This window comes from Ferruginibacter profundus, from assembly GCF_054783275.1.
The window spans coordinates 137470-161553 of record NZ_BAAGQW010000002.1; the positions used below are offsets into that span (position 1 = coordinate 137470).

A 24084-nucleotide genomic window follows, 5' to 3' on the forward strand; every position below is an offset into this window, starting at 1 on the left:
GAAAGGAACAATATTTTTATCCATTCTTTGGCATTTCTTCCAGCCAGTAAACCACCATCTTTTTATTTGAAAATTGTACCAGCAGATTAAAATTAATCGTCTCTACCACAAATACCGGTTCCTCAATATCAAAATTAATAATAGCCCAGTAATAGCTCAGCTCCTTTTCTTTCACTTTTCTTATCAGTGGAGTGGTATTACCAACATCTGTTATAACTTGTTTCCACAACGTCTTAAAATCTTCCTTATCCTGGATCAGTTTACCGTTTACTACTTCCAGGCTTTGTTTTTTTGTAATGGTATCAGTAAATGGTACACGAAATTGCACATTGCCTGCTTTTATCTTTGCTATGGAAGGATTTTCTTTATACCGTTTCCACAATCTTGGCCCCATAAAAACAATACCGTCGAATAACGAATACGTTACCGTTGCGCTGTTGAGCTCCAGCTGCAATAATGTACGGGCATTGCTGTTAATACCGGCCTCTTTCTTTTTGTACACCACGCCTTTAGGAATTACTACAGTATCCTGTGCCTGAAGCGAAATTGTTAATGCAACCAACGCTATTGTAAACAATTGTTTCATAGTTACCATTTATTTTGATTTACGAAGCAGAGAACCACTCAATGCCCCAAGGCCTGCTACCAGTGCGCCAACTATTGCAGTGGCAAAGATGAGCAGGTAAGGGCTATCGATTTTTAAAATCAGCAGCGAAACTTTATGCGCCAGTATGTGGTTGTTATTGCTACTCATCCAATAGCTTAACCCGCCCCATAATAAAAATAATGCTGCAAAAGCAGTAAGAAAAGCTTTGCCTGGATGCTGCGGAATTAAAGCCGCCACAACAAATGCAGCAATGGCAATACTCCACCAGGGTAAAAAAAGACATGCAGCAAAACTTAATGCTACTGTAAGTATCAGAGAAGTGATAAATTTCATTTCGGGTTAGTTAATTTGTTAATTAGTTTATGGGTTAATCAGGATTCATCATTTAAGCCACCTCAGCTTTTACTAAAACTCATCACTGCTTTTACACGGTTATCTTTCTCTTCTCCTTTTGTCATCATCCATAGTGTATAATATTTTCCTCCGGCCCATTGATCCACAAAATTATCATAGTACCTGCTACCAGGGTTACCGCTTTGTCCACCGGGATAAACACCGTAGGCTTCTGTTTTTTGTGTTAAGCTTATTACCATGCGCCAGCTGGGTCCATGATCGGGCTTTGCTGCATTAATACAATGTGTACCCCCGCCGATTGGTAGGTTCATCCTGTTAAATGGTGTCAGCACCCTGGCAATGTGCGTAATATGCGTCCCTTTATACTTTTCCCATTCCAGTTTACCTTCCAGTTCAGCCTGTTTTAACTGTGTGGCAGTTTTTTTAAATGCCGCAGTAAGTTCATCTGCAAGTGTTTCTGTTTGCGGTGTGGAAATATTATCTAAAAATTTATAGGCAGAGTCTTTCAGTATTCCTTCCAGTAAAGTACTTTCAAATGGCTGCAGTGTTTGTTTAGGCGCTTTAGCAAACTCATCTTCATATACTGTATCTCTGAAATTACTCCACAGCACTTCAAAAACTGTTGCCCCTTTTGACCCCACATCGTTTCTCATATTCCAGTTCTGCAGCAGCGTAAAATATTTTTTTTCGTCGCTGTTCAATTCATTTTCTTTTATTGATTTTAAAAACAAGGGCATTGCCATTACTGCTACAGTATTGTGGTTATCTGTTTGCAAAGCCATCATATCCTGTGCTGTGATATTACTCATGGCAGTAAGCCGCTTATTAATTTCAATGCCACGATACATCGGGTAATTTTTACCCAGGTAATAGGGATAGGTTTTATCGTCAACCGGTTTTTGATTGGCGCTGCTGATAAATCCTCTTTCCGGGTTATATTGATAAGGCACTTCATCCTGCGGAATCATACCTTGCCACAAATAGCTGCTATCGGTACCCGGCATTATAAAATCACCCTGGCCTTTCCACTTGGCCGGCCAGTCGCCCTGTGTGCGAATGGCTATATCTCCGTTCTTACAGGCAAAAGCACAGTTTTGTCCGGGTGCATGAAAATTAACCACTGCGGCTTCATAATCGGTATAGTTTTTTGCCCTGTCAATTAAATTAAAATACTTCAGTTCATTGCTGGCATCATGTGCTTTCCAACGCACGGCATAATATTTATGGTTGTCAATTCTCACGCCACCATAAGACTTATCAAACATTACAGGGCACCAGTCATTACCCAATTGTACATACGCTACCGAATCAATAAAATCCGGTTTACCTTTTATTTTAATCGTATCTACCCTGAATGTTGTGGCATGATAAATACCATTGAATAAATATTCTTTGCGGCTATCATCTTTAAACTGTATTTCGTAATAATCTCTTACATCCCTTCCGCCATTGGTAACTCCAAAAGCACAGCTGTCATTAAAACCAATGATCACTCCCGGTGAACCGGGGAAAGAAACACCATAAGCATTAAACTCCGGTGTTGAGATCTGTATTTCGTACCAAAGCGAAGGAAGGTTTAGTCCCAGGTGCGGATCGTTACATAAAATCGGTGCCCCGCTTTGTGTTTTTTTGCCGCTCACCGCCCAGTTATTACTTCCATTTTCCCTATCTGGTTTTTCTGTTTCGTTTACCGCAACCGAAGTATTTAAATAAGCCGAGTCTGCTGCAACCGGTGCTTTGGGAAATATTTTCTGCACAGGCAATACTGTTCCTTTAGGAATTATCGGATCTAATGAATCCTGTATTGCCGGGTATAATTTTGCATAATCGGTTTGATTAAAAAAACTTTTTGCATTGGTCAACTCCATATCATCCTCCCGTGCCGCCAGTTCATAACACATGTATTTTAAAAACAAAGATGTTTTAAGGTTAGTCCATGGCTCGGGTTGGTAACCAATTATTTTATATTCTATCGGCAATGTACTTTCGGTTAATGAACTGATGTAAGCATTAATGCCCGCAGTATATGCATCACATTCAGCTTTTATCACAGGATCTTTTTCCATTTCTTTTTGTGCTATTTCTGCAGCATATACCATTCCAAGCCTTCTGAATTCACGATCATGATTCAAGCCCTTCTCACCTAATATTTCACTTGCCCTTCCCCCGGCTGCAAAAGTCTGCAGTTCCATTTGCCATAAGCGGAATTTTGCATGCAGGTAACCTTGTACAAAATAAGCGTCGTTTTCCTGCTCGGCAAAAATGTGTGGTACCAAACGATCATCCAGGTACACATTTACTTTACCATTTAACCGGGGAAATTTAAGATCAGCAGTAAAATCTTCATTTGCTTTTTCGGCGTTTTGCCAAATGCCGTGTTGCGGACTTAATAATTTGCCTAGTGGCGCCTGTAAAAGCAATGTGGTATTCAGTATAGTTATTAATGCTACAGTAATTGCTGCAGTAATAATAGAGAAAGCAATCCTCATAAAGTATTTTTATTGTAGTGTAATTTAACGAAAATAATTTATCCATGAAAAATACTGCAAACAGGTAGTGCCATATTAGTTGGTTGTAAAAAAATACAACTAAAAGGGTATTGTATGGCTTAAAAAGATTGAGCAATTTTACACCAGCTAATAAGTAATCGCTAAACCTATCATAATAGACTGTCTGCGCCTTTCAGTTTCAGCAAGAGTTCCCTGAATGTGGCAACTATACCACACAGGCAGACGGTTATAATATCTTAAAACGGGGACTCTTATCCGTACACCTTTTGTATAGCAAAAAAAATAAAAACTGCCTTTTACCAGGGCAGTTTTTTATTTTTGCAGGATGAAGGAAGAAACCATCGATGTAAAAAATATATTGGGATTAAAATTACCTACCGATCCCCGCTGGGTAAACCTGGCAGAAATAGAACTGGAAGAAATTTTAACCGACCATGCTTATTGCGAACAAAAAGCAGCGACTACCTGCATTTCTTTAATTCAGCGTTACCCGGACAGGGTGGAATTGGTGGAAGAACTTTCTCCCATTGTTACCGAAGAATGGGGACATTTCAGAATGGTATTGGCCGAACTGAAGAAAAGAAATTTACAGTTGGGTAAACAACGCAAAGATGTTTACGTAAACAAATTACTGGAATTTCAAAAAAAAGATGGCAGTGTGGAAGATCGTTTTTTAGACCGGCTTTTAACCATGGCATTAATTGAAGCCAGGAGTTGTGAACGTTTTAAAAGATTAAGTGAAGGATTAGATGATGAATACATGCGTAACTTTTACAGGAAATTTATGGAGAGTGAGGCCGGGCATTATACTTTGTTCATCAATTTATCTGAATTCTATTTGCCTAAGGAAAAAGTTCGTAAGCGTTGGGCGGCATGGCTAAAATATGAAAAGGAATTAATGGAAAGTGCAGAAGTGAGAGGCGATAGAATACATTAGGATTTCGGATGTATGATTTGCGATTTCAGATTTGTTCCGGATTGAAGAACGCTTGTTCTTTAGCAAAATTTATATACGGATAGTTACTTTGCAGGGCTTTTATTTTTGCAAGATTAGCCTGTTGAAATTTTTTGTGCGCTGCCGATGTAGGGTTAAATGGTTTATGACTGATGGCTGCATTGATCTCATTGACAGCGATCATTAATTCCTGCGTAGGTTCATCAATACAACAGGCAACAAATTTTTCCCACACATAATTAGTGGCCGCATAATTAGGGTGTACCATGTCTTCGGCAAAAAAGCGGTAATCCCGTAAATCATCAATCACCAATTCGTAAGCAGGAAAGTAAAATACATTTTCGAATGTTTCAGTGGCGAGGTGCACGGCATTTATTAATGTTGCTTTACTTCTGTTGTTTTCAATAAACCCTTCACGCAAATGCCTTACCGGGCTAATGGTAAAAATTATTTTTATTGCAGGATTGAAGTTTTGCAATTGCACCATCATTGCATTCAACAACTCCACTGCTTCGTTGTTGCTTAGTAATCTTCTGTTAAACCAATCTGCCGGTGCTTTATGATTATTTGCTGCAACGGCTCCTGGTTTTGCATTAGCCGCTTTTTCTGTCAACTCATACACCCATGCAGAACCTAAAGTGATCACTATAAAATCCGCTTCTTTTAAATAACTATGTGCCGCACTGGTGGAAGCATTTATTTTATTCACCGCTTCCTCTTTTGTAATTCCCGAAAAACGGCTGTGATGCTGCCAGTTATGGAAAGCTTCATTTAAATAAAACAGGTCTCCTGCTCCCACAATTTTGTTAGCAACATAATTTTCTACGGCTTCTTTTACACTTACGGGGTTAAATAAAATACCATTTGGATTTTGTAATACTGAAAATTTATGTGCTACTAATTTATCGCCGATATTTTCGGTAAAGCAACTGCCCACCAGCAATAATTTATGCCGGTGATTTATTTTTTGCAATAATTGCTTTGGAGAAAACTCTAAATGAAAATTCATGGTTGCCACTAATTACACGAATTTACACGAATGTTTTTTATTAGTAGCTATTAGTGCCATTTGTGGCTAAATAAAAATTTCAGCCGCCATCTGGCTGCATTTTTGCAAGGCATTTAGATCCAATTGCGGCAAAAGATTTTTTTTGTTAAAATATGGTATCATTAATTCAGTATCCATATTGCCCACCAGTTCATCATCGGCCATAGGGCAACCGCCAATGCCTTTTAAAGCACCGTCAAAACGTTTGCAGCCGGCTTGCAATGCTGCATCCACTTTTTCTTTCCAATTTACTGCTGTTGAATGCAGGTGTACCCCAATTTCAATACCGGGTAATGATTCCACTAAATATTTTGTTACACTGCTTACCTGTCCTGCTGTTGCCAATCCTACTGTATCTGCCAGCGAAATTATTTTTATATCCATATCCGCCAGCTTATTCACCCAATCAAAAACAATCGCCTCGTTATACTCATCTCCATACGGATTGCCAAAGCCCATGGAAATATACACCACCAGTTCTTTTTTATTTTTAATGCACAGGTTTTGTATTTCTTCTACCCTAGCCAATGATTCAGCAATGGTTGAATTGGTATTTCTTTTTTGAAATGTTTCAGAAACAGAAAAAGGAAAACCCAGGTAAGTTATTGCATCATACACCACCGCATCGGTTGCTCCTCTTTCATTAGCTATTATCGCCAGCAGTTTCGATTGGCTGTCTCCCAATTCCAGGTTATCAATTACCTTACCGGTATCTGCCATCTGCGGAATTGCTTTTGGCGAAACAAAACTTCCGAAATCAATCGTATCAAAACCCACTTTTAATAATGCGTTGATATATTCGATCTTTTTTTCAGTGGGTATAAGATGCCGCCATCCCTGCATTGCATCACGGGGGCATTCTATTAATTTAATGTGGTTGTTTACGCTTTGCATGCCTGTACCCTTTCTCTTAATGCTTTAAAAAATTTAACCCTTTCTTTTTCGCCTGTACCACTTATCATTACCGAACGGCTTACGAGGTTATTAAAATTATCAAATGTCTTTTCTGTAAATTTTTTATCCGTAGTACTGATATACTTCAGCACAATATAATTTATAAATGAAATGCGCTGTCCATCCAACTCCACCATAATACTATTATTGCCTAAGATAATCTCGTTGATGTATAATTTTAAACTGGCTTTATAACCAGCCTCACCTGCACCCGGTAAAAACTTCACGCCCTTTTCTGCCTGCTTTTGCAGGTGTTGCAGCATGGCATCACAACTGTCTACCACCAGAGCAAGGTCTTCCTTCGTTTCAAAAATACCGGCATCACGATAATATTCTATTTGCAAAATGGTACTGTTAATACTCTCGTAATTCCACAATTCAGATGAAGGTATTTCATTGTAGCCCTGCAGAATTTTTTGCCCCATGGCAAATGATTCCGACACATCATAATTTTTTATGCTGAAGGTCTTGCCATCATAGGCAGGATTATTTAAAATACTTTTATCCCAAAAGAATGCTTTAAAAGCGGCCAGTTCTTTAAAATAAAAAAAATGAAAGAAAGGTACATCCTTACTCAGGTACAACATTTCCTTTTGTGTGGCCTGCTTAAATTGTTCAAAAACCTGTAACAATCCACCAAGATATTCTTTAAAATCCTTTACATCATTATCCGCTTCGGGATCGGTAAACAATATTTTATTACTCCGCAATTGCAATACCTGGTCCAGTGATAAATTAAATTTTTCGCAAAGCAGTTTTAATTCATCCAATGTAATGGGCTTTTCTCCACGCAGGCGCCGGTAAACACTGTCATAGCTGATATCCAGCAATTCTGCCAGCGTATCTACTAATGAGATATGTGCAGGCAGCCCCTCTTTTATGTAGGCAAATAACTCTTTTTGCAGGTTAGGCTCTGTCATACAAATTAAATTTACGGCTTTTCCGTAATTATAAAATTTTGTTTATGATAAAATGCAGCTGCAAGGCCGAATAAACCTCCGTTTTCTGCAATATCGTTTTTACAGCAATTCTATACACGCCGGGTAGTAGAAAATCATACTGCCTGTTACTGCGCCTGTTTTATCAATTATACTTCCCCTGCAACCGCTGTTAGTTTTACCATATAATTAAACAGCTACATCATGAAAAAAATATTCTTCATCGCTACACTTCTCCTCTCCCTGTTTGCCGCAGCACAAAATGAAAGGCATAATTTTTATGTTACAGGAAAAGACAAAGGGTTTCACTTTTCTTCACTTACCGTAAAGGCGCAGGCTTTTTTTCATGATGTGTTCCATAAAAAATTCCATTTTATTACAGCAAGTTCAGATACAGAAGCTACACAAAAAATAACCAGGATATTAAACCGGCGCCATGGCTTGATCGGTTCTTTATGGTTCGATAGTCATGGCCTTTACAAACAGGGGTATTCATCTTTCCACATTGGCAGCAACGAATTCAGTTACAAAAATATTAATGACAGTGCTGCCACCACCTGCTTACAACAATTAAAAGTGTATTGCGATCAAAACACCAATATTGGTATCGGCAGTTGCTATGGTGGTGCCACATTTACTTTTCCAGGTAATGATCATGCGCCTGCAGGAAGAATGAATGGAGACTCGCTGATGATGGGTATTGGAAAAATATTCCCCAACAGTACCATTTACGCCAGCGAAAGTTGGGTAATGAATAAGCCCGGCATCTTCGGCGATAATTTTGCTTTTGCCGGTTATCCCTGGGGCAAAAAATACAAAAAAGCAGTGTGGATGCCGGTTTGGAATTACCTGGGCAACTGGAAAAAATATAATAACAGTACAGCAGCAATGCAAAGCATCAATACTGTTGCACTGGATAAAAAAGGCAATATCAATATCCGCAGCAGAAACTACCTGGAACTGGAGAAAGCCAAACGCAAACAACAAAAAAATATGGCCAAACTTGAGATAGCCACCAACCAGAAATCATCCAGCAACGAAAATTAAAATTATGTACCTGAGAGAAAAAAATAAAAGAAGATGCTACCTGCTTATTTTAATCTGCCTGCTGCTGATGTAAAAAAAGTGAAGGTGATGTATATAAATAACTCCGCCGGAAAAGATACACAAAAAAGAAGCTCCTGGCTTTGATTGTAACCTGAACTAACCCACCCTTTGCTTCATGGCCTCATACAAAATAATGCCAGTAGCAACGGATACATTTAAACTTTCAAAATCTCCTGCCATGGGTATTTTAAATTGTTCATCGCATATTTTCATCAAGGCAGGATAAATACCTTTGTCTTCACTACCCATTACAATTGCAGCCGGCGAGGTAAAATCAAGGTCACTGATATTTTTTTCAGCTGTCATTTCACTTGCATACACTTTAATACCATTAAGGTGCAGGTCATCCACAGCTTTCATCAAACTATTTACACGGCATACAGCAATTTGTTCTAATGCTCCCGCTGAAGTGGTGATCGCATCTTCATTTAAAGCCCCTACTCCTTTATCAGGAATGATGATAGCATTTACGCCAAAACAAAAAGCGCTTCTTGCAATACCGCCAATATTCCTGATATCAGTAATGCCATCTAAAATTAAGAACAAAGGTGTTTCACCTTTATCTACTATAAATGAAATAACAGACTGCAGATCCTGGTATTGTATTTTTGAGATGAGTGCTATACAACCCTCGTGATTGCTCACATTAAAGTTGTTCAGTTTTTCTACCGGTACTTTATTGATGGGTACCAGGTGTTCATCGGCCAGCTTTTTTATTTCATCAATCACTTCGCCATGCACCGTGGTTTGCATGTAAATACGTTCCAGTTGTTTACCGGTTTGCATGGCTTCTATAATGGCTTTACGGCCAATTATAAGGCTGCTTTTTTTGGGGCGCTGATGCTGATGTTTAAAATTTCTCACGGTGTAAAATTAACCTTTATTGAGCCAATAAAAAACCATCCCGCCAAAATGGACGGGATGGTTCTGATTTCAGTATTAAGATCCAGGAATTATAAACCAAAAGCTTTTTTCACTTTTGTTACATAATCCAGTTTCTCCCAGGTAAACAATTCTACCTTTTTAGTTACCTTTTTACCATCGGGAGAAGTAAATGTTTTTTCTACTACCTGCGGTACACGACCCATGTGGCCATAAGCTGCAGTTTCGCTATAGATCGGGTTACGCAGTTTCAATCTTTGTTCGATGAAGTAAGGACGCATATCAAAAACCCCTTCAACGATCTTACCTATTTCTCCATCGGTCATATCAACTTTTGCAGTGCCATAAGTATTTACATTGATACTGGTTGGTTTTGCTACGCCAATAGCGTAAGACACCTGTACCAGTACTTCGCTGCACAAACCTGCGGCAACAAGGTTTTTAGCAATATGCCTTGTAGCATAAGCTGCTGAACGGTCTACTTTGGAAGGATCTTTACCACTGAAAGCACCGCCGCCGTGGGCTCCTTTACCACCGTAGGTATCTACAATAATTTTGCGACCTGTTAAACCGGTATCACCGTGTGGGCCACCAATTACAAACTTGCCTGTAGGATTGATATGATATTTAATATCGCCGTTGAATAATTTAGCATATTTCTTATACCTGGTTTTCATCCTTGGTATCAGGATATTGATCACATCAGCTTTAATTTTTGCCAGCATTTTTGGTTCGCTGTCAAAATCATCGTGTTGTGTTGAAATTACAATCGCATCAATGCGTACAGGCTGGTTATTATCATCATATTCTAATGTAACCTGGCTTTTAGCATCCGGGCGCAGGTAAGGCATTTTAGAATTCTTTTCCCTGCGGATAGCAGCTAATTCAATCAATAAATTATGAGCCAGGTCCAATGCCATTGGCATATAATGTTCTGTTTCATTAGTTGCATAACCAAACATCATACCCTGGTCGCCGGCACCTTGTTCTTCTTTCTTTTTCTTATCAACACCCTGGTTAATATCAGCACTCTGTTCGTGAATGGCAGATAATACCCCACAACTGCTGGCTTCAAACATATATTCACTCTTGGTATAACCGATTTTACGGATTACACCACGTGCAATTTCCTGCACATCTAAATAAGCTTTACTTTTTACCTCCCCCGCAAGTACCACCTGCCCGGTAGTAACCAAAGTTTCGCAGGCCACTTTACTATTGGCATCAAAAGCCAGGAAGTTATCAATTAATGCATCACTGATCTGATCAGCAACTTTATCAGGATGTCCTTCACTTACAGACTCTGATGTAAATAAATACGGCATATTGTTTTTTTTTAAGATTGCAAAGATAAGGGTGCTGTGGTTAAAGAACAAAGTCTCCCGGAAGCTTCGGGAGACTTATACACCTATCTTAATAAGTTATTTTAAATTTTTGAATACACCAATCTCAGGCGCATCTTATAATTGGCATTATTACCGCCGCCAACTTTAACCCTGCCAAAAGCCAAACGGTTACTTCCGCTTCGCCGTGCATCATCAAAAGGTGAAGCATATTGAGGGTATTCAGCCATATAGGGCGCATATAATCTCAGCTGGTAATTAGTGGTATGCTTTGTTACTATCTGCTGCACATACCTTGTGATATTAAAATTATAAGCCTTGATGGTATTACCAAACTGGTCGGTCTTATTTTTTGCATAACCACCATGATATAAAAAGTCAACGCCGGCAGAAGGGAAAAACGTATTAAGTTTAAAATCCGGATCGTACCCAACATTTGGATTAAGATCAAAATAGATCGGTTTCCATTTGGTGGTTCCGGTATCTTTCAGGTCAACATACAGGAAATTAGTGGGCGTATAAATTGCGCTTGATGGATCAGGAATCTGTTCTACTATAATTTCTGCCCGGTGTATTATCCTGTTGGAAATAGTGCCCAGGTCAGGTATGTCGAGATTGGCATAGGTACCCGGACCTGTTTGTAAATAAATTTCATTGGGCGCCGGCGTTAATACAGGATGGCCTGAACGATTACGAATTAAATTATTGGCAGTAACAGAACGGGTATCGCCGCTGCTGATCAGTTTTAAAGCAGTGTACGTAGTATCTACTGCACCGCCATTTTTTCTCCGGAAATGCACTTCCAGTTTTGAGGACGAATCAGTAAAATTGGTATAAATTAAGCCGTTGCCACTACCATTTACCGATACCGCAAAACCGTTATTAAAAAGCCTGAAAAGAGAATCGGACCTGAAATAATTGTTGGTTAATACGTTGGTGTCGAGTGCAAAAAACTGGGCTGCAACAGAAGGCGTAAATTTGATACGGATCTGGTCTTTTACCGAATCTTTTCCGTTAGCATATTTTACATAATTGCCCAATGTTCTTACATCAATGGTGGCATTCCCAAGCACGCCTGCTACATTAGGTGCGTAATTTATATTTCTTGATTGGTTAATGGAATCCCATAAACCGTTATTATGAAAAATATTCTGGATGGCATTTACCTGCAACTGAATCGGAACGGTACTGTCGCCCCAGAAACCTTTATAACTTAAACAAAGTACAACAGAATCAAACCCTACTATGGTATCCTTGGCATTACCATAATAAAATGGATAAAAGCCGGGTTTAAACTGAGTGTAAATATTTGCTGTGGTGGCCCCAAATAAAGGGTCATTAGGAATTTTACCTACCACATGATCATCAGAATAATTAACTATGGTAGAATCCTGGTCAAAAATACCTTGTGTGGTATTAATGGTAAGCAGGGTATCAAAAGTATTAACATTATCAACCGCAGGTAAAAGGTCACTGCCAATATCAGTGGTATCCAACTTACTGCAGCTCCAGTTAATAAATACAAGAAATAAACAAGCAGTAGTTGCTATCGACAGAATACGTTTTTGCACAAAAAAAAATTTAATAAAATGTGTTAGTTTTTCTATTTGGCAAGGTCGGCATATAATTGCAAATAGTCTGTTAAATCACTTTCAGCATTATACTTCACAATCTTCTTTCCTTTCACTTTCGAAAATTCTTCTACCAGTTTTTTATCTGCTTTATCAGTGCCAAAAGTTACCGCATCTGCAAAAGTTGCACCACCTTTAAACATGGCTGCGTTATTAGCATCCTTAAATGGTTCCAGTTCTTTTTTGGTAACATAATCGTTAATGGCAGCCAGCTTTAAAAAGTCGGCACCCAGTTTATCTTTAAATGTATTTTCTCCTATAGTATACACTACTTTGCAATTGCCAAATACAGGTTCTTTTTTGTACGCATTTTTAATGAACATAGGAATTAAACCCGTCATCCAGCCGCTGCAATGAATGATATCCGGAGGCCAGCCAAATTTTTTCACCGTTTCCAGTGCTCCTTTACAAAACAGTACGGTCCTCAATCCATTATCCTCAAACCATTTATCTTTTTCATCTGTAAATACCGATTTACGCTTAAAATAATCTTCATTATCCAAAAAATAAATCTGCAAACGGGCGTTAGGCAAAGAAGCTACTTTGATCATCAAAGGATAATCATCATTATCTATAGAAACATTGATACCCGATAAACGAACCACTTCATGCAACCTGTGCCTTCTTTCATTAATAGTACCAAAACGAGGCATGATACACCTTACTTCCATTCCACTGTCATTCGACTTTACAGCCAGCTTATTCACAATCTCTGCAAAATCCGTAAGCTCCAGATAAGGCGACATTTCGTTGGCAATAAATAAAATTCTTTTCTTTGTTGACATTTTGCGCTAAGTTAGTTGCTCGTTTAATTTTCTAAAGGAGTGCAAAAGTACGAATTTTATTTGGGAAATTGAGATTGCACAAGCCCTTGGAGCCTAATAATCACTAAAATGATACTATTTAAGAAAATTACCGGGCTGGGTGTTTTTATAGCCGAACAGAAAAAAAAAGGCCGGATTATTGGCTTTGTACCTACTATGGGGGCGTTGCACAACGGCCATATATCATTAATAAACAATTCAAGGCAGCAGGGACGGCTTACGGTGAGCAGCATTTTTGTAAACCCCACCCAGTTTAACGATGCCGGGGATTTTGAGAAATACCCTGTTACGCTGGAAAAAGACATTGACCTGTTGGAAAAAAACGGCTGCGATGTACTGTTCCTGCCATCGGTTAAGGAGATCTACCCGGACGGACTGGCCCATTTGCCACATTACCAGCTGGGCTATTTAGAAACTGTGCTGGAAGGTAAATACCGCCCCGGCCATTTTCAGGGTGTTTGCCAGGTAGTGCACCGTTTATTAAATGCTGTGCAACCGGATTATTTATACCTGGGCCAAAAAGATTACCAGCAATGTATGGTAATAAAAAAATTGATCGAGCTGGAAAATATCAAAACCGCGGTAGTTATCGGTGCCACTTTAAGAGAAGCCGACGGCCTTGCCATGAGCAGCCGCAATATGCGTTTAAATGCGGAGGAAAGAAAACAGGCCGTTAGAATTTCTGAAACATTACAATTTGTAAAAAAAGAAATTAAGCCCGGTTATGTTGAAGATTTAAAAGACAGGGCGGTGCAGTATTTAACAGCAGAAGGTTTTAAGGTAGATTATGTTGAAATTGCAACTGCCGGTACCCTGGAGCTGGTGCAACACTGGGATGGGACCACACCATTAGTGATACTGGCCGCAGCATATTTAAACGAAGTAAGATTGATAGACAATATGCTGTTACAATAAAAAAATAATCATTATCATTTTATATTTCAATTGTATTAAATAATCTATTCGTAATTTGAGCTGGTATGCAAAAACGGTTAGTCTTAATACTTAAATACGCATTTTTTTTAGGGTTAGGTATCTTTTTAGTGTGGTGGAGTCTTCATAAAATGAGTGATGAAGATTATCAGAATTTTATAACGGCTTTAAAAACCGCTAACTATTACCTGCTGATTCCTGTTTTTTTTATTTTATCGGCCAGCCATATCAGCAGGGCAATAAGATGGAAAATATTGATGAAATCGATGGGCTACAATCCCAGATTAAGCAATACTTTTTGTGCAGTAATGGTGGGTTACCTGGCTAATTTTGCATTCCCCCGCCTGGGAGAAGTATTAAAATGCACCATACTGGCTAAATACGAAAAAGTACCCACCGACAAATTAGTGGGCACAATACTGGTGGAAAGGGCTGTTGACCTGCTTTCTTTTTTTATTGTAATTATTATTTCGCTTGTAACGCAGGCCAAGGTTGTGGGCGCCTATGCAAGAGATTTTATCAATAAATATCTTTTATCGCAGGATACCAGTACTGCTATAATTAAAGTGTCTGTAATACTCTTATCACTTGTTGCTATATTCTTTATTACAAGGTTTATTTTTACAAAGTACCTCCACATCAAATTCGTTCAGCAGCTTAAAAATATTTACCATGGAGTAATTGATGGCTTATTAAGTGTAAAGCGGCTTAAGAACAAATGGGCCTTTATTTTTCACAGCATTTTCATCTGGTGCTGCTATCTCGGAGGAACATACGTAGGTTTCTTTGCTATTGAGCAAACCAGCCACCTGCCCGTTTTATCTGCATTTCCTGTATTGGTATTTGGTACTGTAGCCACCATGATCACTCCTGGCGGTATCGGCTCCTACCCTGAGCTATTGATGAAAGCCATGCTATTGTATAATGTGGGCGAAGCGTTTGGATTTGCTAATGGCTGGCTGCAATGGTCGGCACAATTTATCATAATACTGGTTGTTGGATTTATATGTTTAGCCGTGCTGCCATATTTAAATAAAACAAAAAATGAAATCAGTACAGTCAATCCCCGGTAAAATTTTCACGCTGCCTGCTTTATTGCAACAACTAAAACGCTGGCGGTTACTGAATAAAAAAATCGTATTCACCAACGGTGTATTTGATATTTTGCATGAAGGACATATAGCTTCTTTAAGTGATGCTGCTGCAAATGGCAATGTTTTAATTGTAGGTGTAAATGCCGATGCTTCTGTAAAACGATTAAAAGGCGACAGCCGCCCGGTAAATAATGAAAATTCCAGGGCATTGCTTTTAGCATCGCTGGTAATGACAGATGCAGTGGTGATCTTTGAAGAAGACACGCCTTATAATTTAATTACGGCCATACTTCCCGATGTACTGGTTAAAGGTGGCGACTATACGATTGAAACTATAGTGGGTGCTAAAGAAGTAATTGCCAATGGCGGCGAAGTAATTATAGCCCCTATACTTGAAGGTTTTTCCACTACGGGTATTATTGAACGTATGAAAACAACCTAGGTTTTACAGTTATAAAATATCATTTAAACTTAACACAGCATTTATAATTTAGTTACATTACCCCCTTTAATTTCGCACAACTAAATTTTTCACCCGGTGCCAAAACAAAAAACGATCATAAGGGATATCAGCTGGCTTTCATTTAACGGCCGTGTATTGCAGGAAGCTGCAGACGACACAGTACCTTTAAGAGAACGCATCCGTTTTCTCGGCATTTTTTCCAATAACCTGGATGAATTTTTTAGGGTAAGGGTGGCTACATTAAACCGCATGATCGCTTTAGGCGAAAAAGGAAAAATGCACCTGGAAATTAATCCCCGTTTGATTCTTGAAGAAATACAGGAGAAGGTATTGGAACAGCAAAAAGAATTTGACCGCGTTTGGAATGAGATCTTAAGAGAACTGAAAAAAGAAAAAATATTTTTAGTTACTGAAGAAAAATTAAACCGTGTACAACAAAAATTTGTACTGGACTATTTTAATGAAGAGATACGCAGTAACGTAGTGCCACTGATGATGGAAAGCATCAGGGAATTTCCAACGCTCAGCGATAAATCTATTTACCTGGCCTGCACACTTTCTAAAAAAGATAAAAGCATTGCCAAAAAATTCGCCCTGGTTTCGGTACCGGCAAGACGTTTACCCAGGTTTGTAATACTACCTTCAAAACAAAACGAAAAGCATATTATTTTACTGGAAGATATCATTCGTTTTTGTTTACCGCATATTTTTTCCTTTTTTGGTTACGACACTTTTTCTTCTGCCATTATAAAGGTTACCCGTGATGCAGAAATAGATATTGATAATGATTTATCCACTTCTCTCATACAAAAAATTGAGAAAGGTTTAAAGAACCGTAAAAAAGGAAAAACGGTTCGTTTTATTTACGATAAAGAAATTGATGCTTCACTGCTGGCTTACCTGGTGAAGCGTTTAGGCTTAACGCATAAAGACAATCTTATTCCCGGCGGACGCATTCACAACTTCAAAGACTTTATTGATTTTCCCGAATCGGTTTTCACAAAAAAGAATCCCCGTAAAAAGCCGTTCCTTCATCCGGCATTAAAGAATGTAAGCCGCACAACGGATGTTATTTTTGAAAAAGATATACTGCTTAATTTCCCTTACCACAGCTTTGATACCGTTATTGATTTGTTGAGAGAAGCCGCTATTGACCCCGAAGTGGTAAGCATCAAAATAACCTGTTACCGCCTGGCTCCACGTTCTAAGATCATTAATGCGCTTACCAATGCAGTACGCAATGGCAAACAGGTAACCGCTGTTTTGGAATTAAGGGCCCGGTTTGATGAAGAGGCTAACCTGGAATGGAAAGAAGAACTGGAAGAAGCCGGCGTAAAAGTGTTGATTGGTGTACCCGATATGAAGGTACATGCCAAAATATGTTTGATCAAAAAGATGGTGAATAACAAGCCACTGTTGTATGGCTTTGTAAGTACCGGTAATATCAATGAAAGAACTGCCAGGGTATATGGCGATCATTGTTTGTTAACTGCTGATAAAAATATTATGGCAGATGTAAACCGTATTTTCCACTACCTTGAACAACCAAAAATGCGGCCTCATTTTTTAAGGGCCTGCAAAACGATTATTGTAAGCCCGGCCGGCATGCGCAGGCAATTAATGCAATTGATACAAAAAGAAATAAACGCTGCAAAACATAAAAAACCTGCAGCCATTACTTTAAAACTCAATTCGCTCAGCGATGAGATATTGATTGAAAAATTATACGAAGCCGCTAAAGCAGGCGTGGTAATCAATATGGTGGTAAGAGGTATTTTTTGTATGCTTACCGAAAATGTCAAATATAAAGAAGTATATGCCATTAGTATTGTGGATGAATACCTGGAACACGCCAGGGTAATGATCTTTCATAATGCCGGCAATGAAAAAGTTTTTATTTCCAGCGCCGATTGGATGGTAAGAAATATTGACCACCGTGTAGAAGCTGCCTGCCCCGTTTTTGATAAAAACATTCAGCAGGAATTAAAAGATATCATACAGATACAGCTGAGCGATAATATCAAAGCCAGAATTTTAGACAATACCCTCAGCAACCAGTACGTAAACCCACGCAACACCAAAAAAGTACGCAGCCAGCTGGAGACCTACAATTATTTATTTAAGAAATCTCTTTCCGGTTAATTTGTTAATTAGTTTACCGGTTAATTAGTTTAATAGTAAACCCATTTGACTGCGAAGTTGTAAATTTGAAGTACAAATTAAATAATCAACCAGTTAACCAACCGAATTGAAATTAGCCGCAATTGATATTGGCAGTAACGCAGCAAGGCTTTTAATTGCTGAAGTAATTGTTGACGAAAAAAAGAACACTTCCTTTAATAAACTGAACCTTATCAGGGTGCCGCTCAGGCTGGGGTTTGATGTATTTGAAACCGGCGAAATATCCAAACCAAGGATTGGCATGGTAATGCAAACCATGAAGGCTTACAAACACCTGATGAATGCTTATGATGTAGAACATTTAAAAGCCTGCGCCACAAGTGCCATGAGGGATGCCAGGAATGCCAATGACATTATCCGGAAAATAAAACTGGAAACTGGTATCTCCATCGAAGTGATCAGTGGGGATACAGAAGCTAACCTGGTATATGAAAATCACGTGGCCGAGAATATGGATAAAGACCATAGCTATTTATACATTGATGTTGGTGGTGGCAGCACCGAACTTTCTTTCTTTACCAATGGCATTCTCATTTATAAAAAATCTTTCAACATTGGCACTATACGTTTATTAAAAGGTATGGTAAAAGAATGGCAATGGGAAGAAATGAAAGAAGCACTTAAGGCGGTAACAAAAGGTCAAAAAGAAGTAGTGGCTATTGGAAGCGGTGGCAATATCAACAAAGTATTCAGCATGAGTAAGCGAAAAGATGGCAAACCTCTTTCGTTAGAACTTTTAAAAGATTATTATAAAGAATTAGGCAGTGTGTCACTGGACGACAGGATAAATAAATACGGTTTAAGAGAAGACCGTGCCGATGTAATTGTACCTGCCCTGCAAATTTATACCAATGCCATGCGCTGGGCCGCTGCCGAAGAAATTTATGTTCCTAAAATTGGTTTAGCCGATGGTTTGATACGGCATTTGTGGGATGAAGTAAAATAGGATTGCGGATTTGTGGTTTTAGATTTAACATTTTGCGAATACTATTTGTAATCCCCTTGCGTTACAACTCAAAAAATGAAAAAACTATTACCCGTTCTGGTGTTCTTTTATGCCGGCAGTTGCATTGCCCAACAGCCATTGCAATATGCCAATTTTGTTCAGACGGATACTGCGGTAAAATGGGCGGCTATTTACAATTCTTATATCAACCTTTCTGCAAGCAATCCCAATTTCAGCATCAGTAATTATTATTCAAAAAAACTGCAAAGTGGCAGCATTTCAGCTTATATTGAAGATAGTGTAATGCTGGCTGTTACTCCCTCAGGCATTGATCAGAATACCTTTATTAAAACCAGGAAAGCAATTCCGTATGACCCTATGCTGATGAACTGGCGTTTTAATTTTGATACCAGGGCAGATGGCTCCGAAGACATTTTCAGGGAAGAAGAAAATACATGCGATACCTGCATTACAAAAAACGCAATCTCCTTTTTTAAAGTAAAGCAACTGTTGTATTATAAAAACAACCAGTTTAAAATTCAGAATATCCTGGTAAACCCGGTGGTTTACAATAAAGAAAAATCAAGCTACAGGGAAAACACCAGTTTTTTTGAAACAGCCAACCTTGCGTTTGATGATGCGGACAGTGATCCCTTTGCTATTCCTGCTTCAGCAATTTTAATTACCCGCGCCTGTAATAATTACACACTCCTGCCTTCCAATCAAAATCATGTTGCAACAAATAAAATACTAACTATCAACAACTGGAGCCTTTGCCGCCTGTTTTTAAATGACATTAAAAAAGGCAAGCTAAAAGCTTACAATGCAGAAGATAATATTTATCCTGAAACAAAGAATATCATCCCCTGGCAAAAAGCGACTACATACCATGTAGATAAAGTGGCCGTACCCATTTACAATGTTAATGGAGAACTCATCAATACCAAAATAGTTACATCAGAAATAAATTACGACAGCATCTACAATTTTGCCATTGTACAGGACCTGTATTTTGATTTTGAAAAAGAGAAGTTGTATTCCAAAGTTATTGCTGTAGTTCCCCGGTCCAAAGTGGTGACCAGTACAGGCGTATATCTTGGCTTACAAAACCACTGGGGCATTATTTTTCCGGAAGAGAAACGAAAAGCAGTAAAACCTAAACCCGGAAAACGAAGCTGATACCTTTCGAGCACGTACCTGATGACCGGATCATTAACCCCTGTTTTAAAAATAATTTTCAATTAAATTTCTTTCCTACTTTTACAGCAGCGATAACTGACAGGACTTGTTTTATTCTAATGCAGAACCAACTCCGCTTCGCCATTTATTAATTCAAAATTACACATCATGTCTGCAGTAGTTAAAGAAGTAAAAAAAGTAACCACCAATACATTACAAAAAATGAAAGCTGCCGGGGAAAAGATCTCTATGATAACGGCATACGATTTTTCCTTTGCTTCCATTTTTGATGCAGCTGGTATTGATATTATTTTGGTGGGCGACAGTGCCAGCAATGTTATGGCCGGCCATGTAACCACCTTGCCTATTACATTAGACCAGATGATCTATCATGCGCAAAGTGTGGTAAGGGCAAGAGAAAGAAGCCTGATCGTTTGCGATATCCCTTTCGGTTATTACCAATCCAATTCAGATATTGCTTTAGCATCCGCCATTAAAATAATGAAAGAAAGCGGTGCCAACACGGTAAAACTGGAAGGCGGCGAAGAGGTACTGGATTCTGTAAAAAAAATTGTGAGTGCAGGTATACCGGTAATGGGACATTTAGGTTTAACGCCGCAATCCATCAATAAATTTGGTACTTATGTGGTAAGGGCTACCGAAGAGCAGGAAGCCAATAAATTAAAGAAAGACGCTTTGCTGTTACAGGAAGCCGGATGCTTTGCAGTGGTACTGGAAAAAATTCCGGCTGCATTGGCAAAAGAAGTGTCGGAAAGTTTACACATTCCCACCATTGGCATAGGTGCCGGCGGTGATTGCGACGGACAGGTACTGGTGATGCATGATATGCTGGGCATCAATACAGAATTTAAACCCCGTTTTTTACGCCAGTATTTAAACCTGAGTGAACAGGTTACCGGTGCGGTGCAGCAATATATAAAAGATATCAAGAGCAGGGATTTCCCGAATGAGAATGAGCAGTATTAATATTCCCTCTTCAATTATTTTCAACCAATCTTGAATGAAAGCATTCATTTACTATTGTTACCTTTGCAGCTAAATAAATGCTGCTCATGAAATTTCTTGCCCAATTAAAAATTCAGAAAAATAATAACGGTGTTTCCACAGGTGTGCTTTGGCCAAAAGCCAAAGGAGAAAAAATAGCATCCTTCTCTCCTGTTGATGGTAATCTTATTGCCACTGTAACTGCAGCCGATAAAAATAATTACGATGCGGTGATCACCAAGGCGCAGGAAGCTTTTGCTGCATGGCGTTTATGGCCGGCTCCCAAACGTGGCGAAATTGTAAGACAGGTGGGTGAAGAACTGAGAAAAAATAAACAATCACTTGGTGAGCTGGTGAGTTATGAAATGGGTAAAAGCCTGCAGGAAGGTTTGGGCGAAGTACAGGAAATGATCGACATCTGCGATTTTGCAGTTGGCCTCTCCCGCCAGTTGCACGGCTTAACCATGCACAGCGAAAGGCCGGGCCACCGCATGTACGAGCAATACCATCCTTTAGGTATTGTTGGTGTAATATCAGCTTTCAACTTTCCCGTGGCCGTATGGAGTTGGAATGCAGCATTGGCATGGGTTTGCGGAGATGTATGCGTATGGAAGCCCAGCGAAAAAACACCATTGTGCGCTATCGCCTGCCAGAATATCATTCAATCTGTTTTTAAAAAGAATAATGTGCCCGAAGGTGTAAGTAATATTATTGTGGGTAACAGGAATGTTGGCGAATGGATGAGTAATGATAGCCGCATTCCATTGGTTTCTGCAACAGGCAGTACAAGAATGGGGAAAGCAGTTGGCAAAGCCGTAGGAGAAAGATTAGGAAGAAGCTTGCTGGAACTTGGTGGTAATAATGCCATCATCATTACCAAAAATGCTGATCTTGATATGGCATTGATTGGCGCTGCATTTGGCGCTGTAGGTACAGCCGGGCAGCGCTGCACTTCTACCAGGAGATTGATCATTCATGAATCGGTGTACAATAAATTCAAAGAAAAATTAGTGCATGCTTACGGGCAGTTAAAAATTGGCAATCCCCTGAATGAAAAAAATCATGTGGGACCCTTGATTGATAAAGATGCTGTAAAAATGTACCTGGATGCTATTGAAAAATGTAAAGCCGAAGGCGGCAAATTTATTGTAGAAGGTGGTGTGGTAAAAGGCAAAGGTTTTGAAAGTGGTTGTTATGTAAAACCCTGCATTGCCGAAGCCAAAAACAGTTTTGCTATTGTGCAGCACGAAACCTTTGCGCCCATTTTATATATCATGAAATACAAAACACTGGATGAAGCGGTGGCAATGCAGAACGGTGTGCCGCAAGGTTTATCTTCTGCTATTATGACCACTGATTTAAGAGAGGCAGAAGCTTTTCTTTCGCAGGCGGGCAGCGATTGTGGTATTGCCAATGTAAACATTGGTACCTCCGGTGCTGAAATTGGTGGTGCCTTTGGTGGAGAAAAAGAAACCGGTGGCGGACGTGAAAGTGGCAGCGATGCCTGGAAAGTATACATGAGAAGGCAAACCAACACCATTAATTATACCAACAAACTGCCTTTGGCTCAGGGTATTAAATTCGATTTGTGATCAATTCGTAAACCAGATAATTTTTAATACTTATATTTATACCATAATAACTCTGACGTTTTAACTGCTATAACCAAAACCAGCAAGTATCATAACAAGTATGCCCCGGAATTCACACCTGAAACTGTTTTGTAATACAGCATTTACGGCAATACTTATATTATTATGTTGCAATAAACTGGTATCGCAAACCAGGTATGGCGTACTTGCAGGGGCAGGCAAATCTTCACTTTTTAAATTTGCAGTACCACCGGCCGATTATAATTGTTATTCCTCTGCATCTTCCTATTGGGGTGGTATCACCATTAATAAAACGCTGATAAAAAATGAATTGGATCTGTTTATTGCTGCGGCCTATAACCAAAAAGGATATAAATATTTATTGCAGAAAGAAAGCGGCGCTAATAATACCATCAAAGATTCCGGGTTTACACAAAAAATAAACTATGCAGACCTGAACCTCAGCCTGCGAAAAAAATTTATGTTCGGGGAAGAAAGTACCAGTAGCTTTTTTGCAGGCACAGGCCCGGTAGTAAGTTTTTTAGCCGGAGGCAAAGAGCAAATACAGGTAGATTATTTCGGCAGTTCATTAACAGCAGTAGATAAAACCAATAGCAAACTCAGTACCGGAAGCGGACCCGGCCAATACAAGCCCACTTTTTTCAGCTGGAGTTTTTGTGCAGGTTTTGAATTGAATAATTTATCGCTTTACATCAATGCCAATATTCCTTTAACCGATTATTTCCTGGATGCAAGAGATGCTGTAAAACATAAGATAAGAACATTTGGTATTACTGCTGCTTACACTTTATATACTCATCAAAAAAGAGAAAGACCCGAAAGGCCGGAAAAAACTAAAAAATCAAAAGACCATAATATCGATATTCCTGTTGTGCCAATAGATACCCTTGCAGACAGGGATGGCGATGGTATTGCAGATATACACGATAAATGCCCGGGTATTAAAGGCACTGCAAAATATGGCGGTTGTCCCGTTCCTGATACCGATGGTGATGGCGTAAATGATGATGACGACCAGTGTATTAGTGTTGCAGGCGTTGCCGCTAATCATGGATGCCCTGCCAAAGTTGATACCAGTAAAATAAGCACCGATACCTCTTGTTTCGTTATCTACTTTGAACCGGGTAAGAGCATCTTAAAAACAGAGGCTTTTGAAACATTGGACAAAGTGGTAAAATTATTAAAAGCCAATCCAAAACTGGTGGCCGTATTCAAGGGCCATACCGATAATGTAGGCAGCCAGGAAGCTAACTACAACCGTTCTTTACTCAGGGCCAGTGTTTCGGCTGATTACGTGGCCAGTTTTTACATCGACAGAAATCGTTTAACCATTCTTTCACTGGGTAATAAGATGCCTGCAGCCGACCTGAACGACCCATTGGTACAATGGAAAAACAGGAGGGTTGAAATTTGCGTATTTGAAGCAACCAAATAGCTTTTTTACCGCACTTACCATTTAACGTAGTATTTAGATGCCGTATAATTTTCTTCATTAACTTTGAAAAAAAGTAATATAA

At 39.1% G+C, this 24084-nt stretch carries 21 protein-coding genes; 11 read left to right on the forward strand and 10 right to left on the reverse strand.

Annotation, left to right across the window (positions count from 1 at the left end; translation table 11 throughout):
- Positions 1-16 precede the first annotated feature (16 nt).
- The 3 genes from ACYVM0_RS10690 to ACYVM0_RS10700 all read right to left on the reverse strand — a co-directional run bounded on the left by ACYVM0_RS10690 (position 17) and on the right by ACYVM0_RS10700 (position 3450).
- The gene (locus ACYVM0_RS10690; protein ID WP_460556697.1) at positions 17-586 is read right to left on the reverse strand and encodes a hypothetical protein; all 570 of its coding nucleotides are present in this window, start codon (positions 584-586) and stop codon (positions 17-19) included.
- Between the two features lie 9 nt (positions 587-595).
- Positions 596-940 (reverse strand): hypothetical protein, encoded by a 345-nt coding sequence (locus tag ACYVM0_RS10695; RefSeq protein WP_460556700.1) that lies wholly within the window; start codon positions 938-940, stop codon positions 596-598.
- A 62-nt stretch (positions 941-1002) separates the two neighbouring features.
- The gene (locus tag ACYVM0_RS10700; RefSeq protein ID WP_460556703.1) at positions 1003-3450 is read right to left on the reverse strand and encodes a penicillin acylase family protein; all 2448 of its coding nucleotides are present in this window, start codon (positions 3448-3450) and stop codon (positions 1003-1005) included.
- Positions 3451-3796: 346 nt separating this feature from the next.
- Here ACYVM0_RS10700 and ACYVM0_RS10705 point away from each other — a divergent pair, with 346 nt between their 5' ends.
- Complete coding sequence (locus ACYVM0_RS10705) at positions 3797-4408, forward strand: MiaE family protein (RefSeq protein ID WP_460556707.1); 612 nt, start codon at positions 3797-3799, stop codon at positions 4406-4408.
- A 25-nt stretch (positions 4409-4433) separates the two neighbouring features.
- Here ACYVM0_RS10705 and ACYVM0_RS10710 read toward each other — a convergent pair whose 3' ends face one another.
- The 3 genes from ACYVM0_RS10710 to ACYVM0_RS10720 all read right to left on the reverse strand — a co-directional run bounded on the left by ACYVM0_RS10710 (position 4434) and on the right by ACYVM0_RS10720 (position 7348).
- The gene (locus ACYVM0_RS10710; protein ID WP_460556710.1) at positions 4434-5435 is read right to left on the reverse strand and encodes a GSCFA domain-containing protein; all 1002 of its coding nucleotides are present in this window, start codon (positions 5433-5435) and stop codon (positions 4434-4436) included.
- A gap of 66 nt (positions 5436-5501) precedes the next feature.
- Positions 5502-6368, reverse strand: coding sequence for a hydroxymethylglutaryl-CoA lyase (locus ACYVM0_RS10715; RefSeq protein ID WP_460556713.1), 867 nt, complete (start codon positions 6366-6368; stop codon positions 5502-5504).
- On the reverse strand, positions 6356-7348 hold the full coding sequence (locus ACYVM0_RS10720) for a helix-turn-helix domain-containing protein (RefSeq protein ID WP_460556716.1): 993 nt from the start codon (positions 7346-7348) through the stop codon (positions 6356-6358). Before ACYVM0_RS10720 ends, ACYVM0_RS10715 begins: the two co-directional genes overlap by 13 nt.
- A gap of 222 nt (positions 7349-7570) precedes the next feature.
- Here ACYVM0_RS10720 and ACYVM0_RS10725 point away from each other — a divergent pair, with 222 nt between their 5' ends.
- Positions 7571-8413 (forward strand): hypothetical protein, encoded by an 843-nt coding sequence (locus ACYVM0_RS10725; protein WP_460556718.1) that lies wholly within the window; start codon positions 7571-7573, stop codon positions 8411-8413.
- A 156-nt stretch (positions 8414-8569) separates the two neighbouring features.
- Here ACYVM0_RS10725 and rlmB read toward each other — a convergent pair whose 3' ends face one another.
- The 4 genes from rlmB to ACYVM0_RS10745 form a co-directional block, all read right to left on the reverse strand.
- Entirely contained in the window at positions 8570-9337 is a 768-nt protein-coding gene (gene rlmB, locus ACYVM0_RS10730; RefSeq protein ID WP_460556721.1) for a TrmH family RNA methyltransferase, read from the reverse strand.
- An 89-nt stretch (positions 9338-9426) separates the two neighbouring features.
- The gene (gene metK / locus ACYVM0_RS10735; RefSeq protein WP_460556724.1) at positions 9427-10680 is read right to left on the reverse strand and encodes a methionine adenosyltransferase; all 1254 of its coding nucleotides are present in this window, start codon (positions 10678-10680) and stop codon (positions 9427-9429) included.
- A 101-nt stretch (positions 10681-10781) separates the two neighbouring features.
- Positions 10782-12269 carry a DUF4270 family protein gene (locus ACYVM0_RS10740; RefSeq protein WP_460556727.1) on the reverse strand — a complete coding sequence of 496 codons (1488 nt, stop codon included), beginning with the start codon at positions 12267-12269 and terminating at the stop codon, positions 10782-10784.
- Positions 12270-12301: 32 nt separating this feature from the next.
- On the reverse strand, positions 12302-13114 hold the full coding sequence (locus ACYVM0_RS10745) for a glycogen/starch synthase (protein WP_460556730.1): 813 nt from the start codon (positions 13112-13114) through the stop codon (positions 12302-12304).
- A 108-nt stretch (positions 13115-13222) separates the two neighbouring features.
- Here ACYVM0_RS10745 and panC point away from each other — a divergent pair, with 108 nt between their 5' ends.
- The 9 genes from panC to ACYVM0_RS10790 all read left to right on the forward strand — a co-directional run bounded on the left by panC (position 13223) and on the right by ACYVM0_RS10790 (position 24002).
- Positions 13223-14068 carry a 4-phosphopantoate--beta-alanine ligase gene (gene panC / locus ACYVM0_RS10750; RefSeq protein ID WP_460556733.1) on the forward strand — a complete coding sequence of 282 codons (846 nt, stop codon included), beginning with the start codon at positions 13223-13225 and terminating at the stop codon, positions 14066-14068.
- A 65-nt stretch (positions 14069-14133) separates the two neighbouring features.
- The gene (locus ACYVM0_RS10755) at positions 14134-15159 is read left to right on the forward strand and encodes a lysylphosphatidylglycerol synthase transmembrane domain-containing protein (RefSeq protein WP_460556736.1); all 1026 of its coding nucleotides are present in this window, start codon (positions 14134-14136) and stop codon (positions 15157-15159) included.
- Complete coding sequence (gene rfaE2, locus ACYVM0_RS10760) at positions 15131-15622, forward strand: nucleotidyl transferase family protein (protein ID WP_460556739.1); 492 nt, start codon at positions 15131-15133, stop codon at positions 15620-15622. The genes ACYVM0_RS10755 and rfaE2 overlap by 29 nt, the downstream gene beginning before the upstream one ends.
- 96 nt (positions 15623-15718) lie before the next feature.
- Entirely contained in the window at positions 15719-17785 is a 2067-nt protein-coding gene (gene ppk1 / locus ACYVM0_RS10765; protein ID WP_460556743.1) for a polyphosphate kinase, read from the forward strand.
- A 106-nt stretch (positions 17786-17891) separates the two neighbouring features.
- Positions 17892-18770 (forward strand): Ppx/GppA phosphatase family protein, encoded by an 879-nt coding sequence (locus tag ACYVM0_RS10770; protein WP_460556746.1) that lies wholly within the window; start codon positions 17892-17894, stop codon positions 18768-18770.
- Between the two features lie 75 nt (positions 18771-18845).
- On the forward strand, positions 18846-19949 hold the full coding sequence (locus tag ACYVM0_RS10775) for a hypothetical protein (protein WP_460556749.1): 1104 nt from the start codon (positions 18846-18848) through the stop codon (positions 19947-19949).
- A gap of 168 nt (positions 19950-20117) precedes the next feature.
- On the forward strand, positions 20118-20936 hold the full coding sequence (panB, locus tag ACYVM0_RS10780; RefSeq protein WP_460556752.1) for a 3-methyl-2-oxobutanoate hydroxymethyltransferase: 819 nt from the start codon (positions 20118-20120) through the stop codon (positions 20934-20936).
- 86 nt (positions 20937-21022) lie between these two features.
- Positions 21023-22546 carry an L-piperidine-6-carboxylate dehydrogenase gene (amaB, locus tag ACYVM0_RS10785; protein WP_460556754.1) on the forward strand — a complete coding sequence of 508 codons (1524 nt, stop codon included), beginning with the start codon at positions 21023-21025 and terminating at the stop codon, positions 22544-22546.
- A 100-nt stretch (positions 22547-22646) separates the two neighbouring features.
- Positions 22647-24002, forward strand: coding sequence for an OmpA family protein (locus tag ACYVM0_RS10790; protein ID WP_460556757.1), 1356 nt, complete (start codon positions 22647-22649; stop codon positions 24000-24002).
- Positions 24003-24084 lie beyond the last annotated feature (82 nt).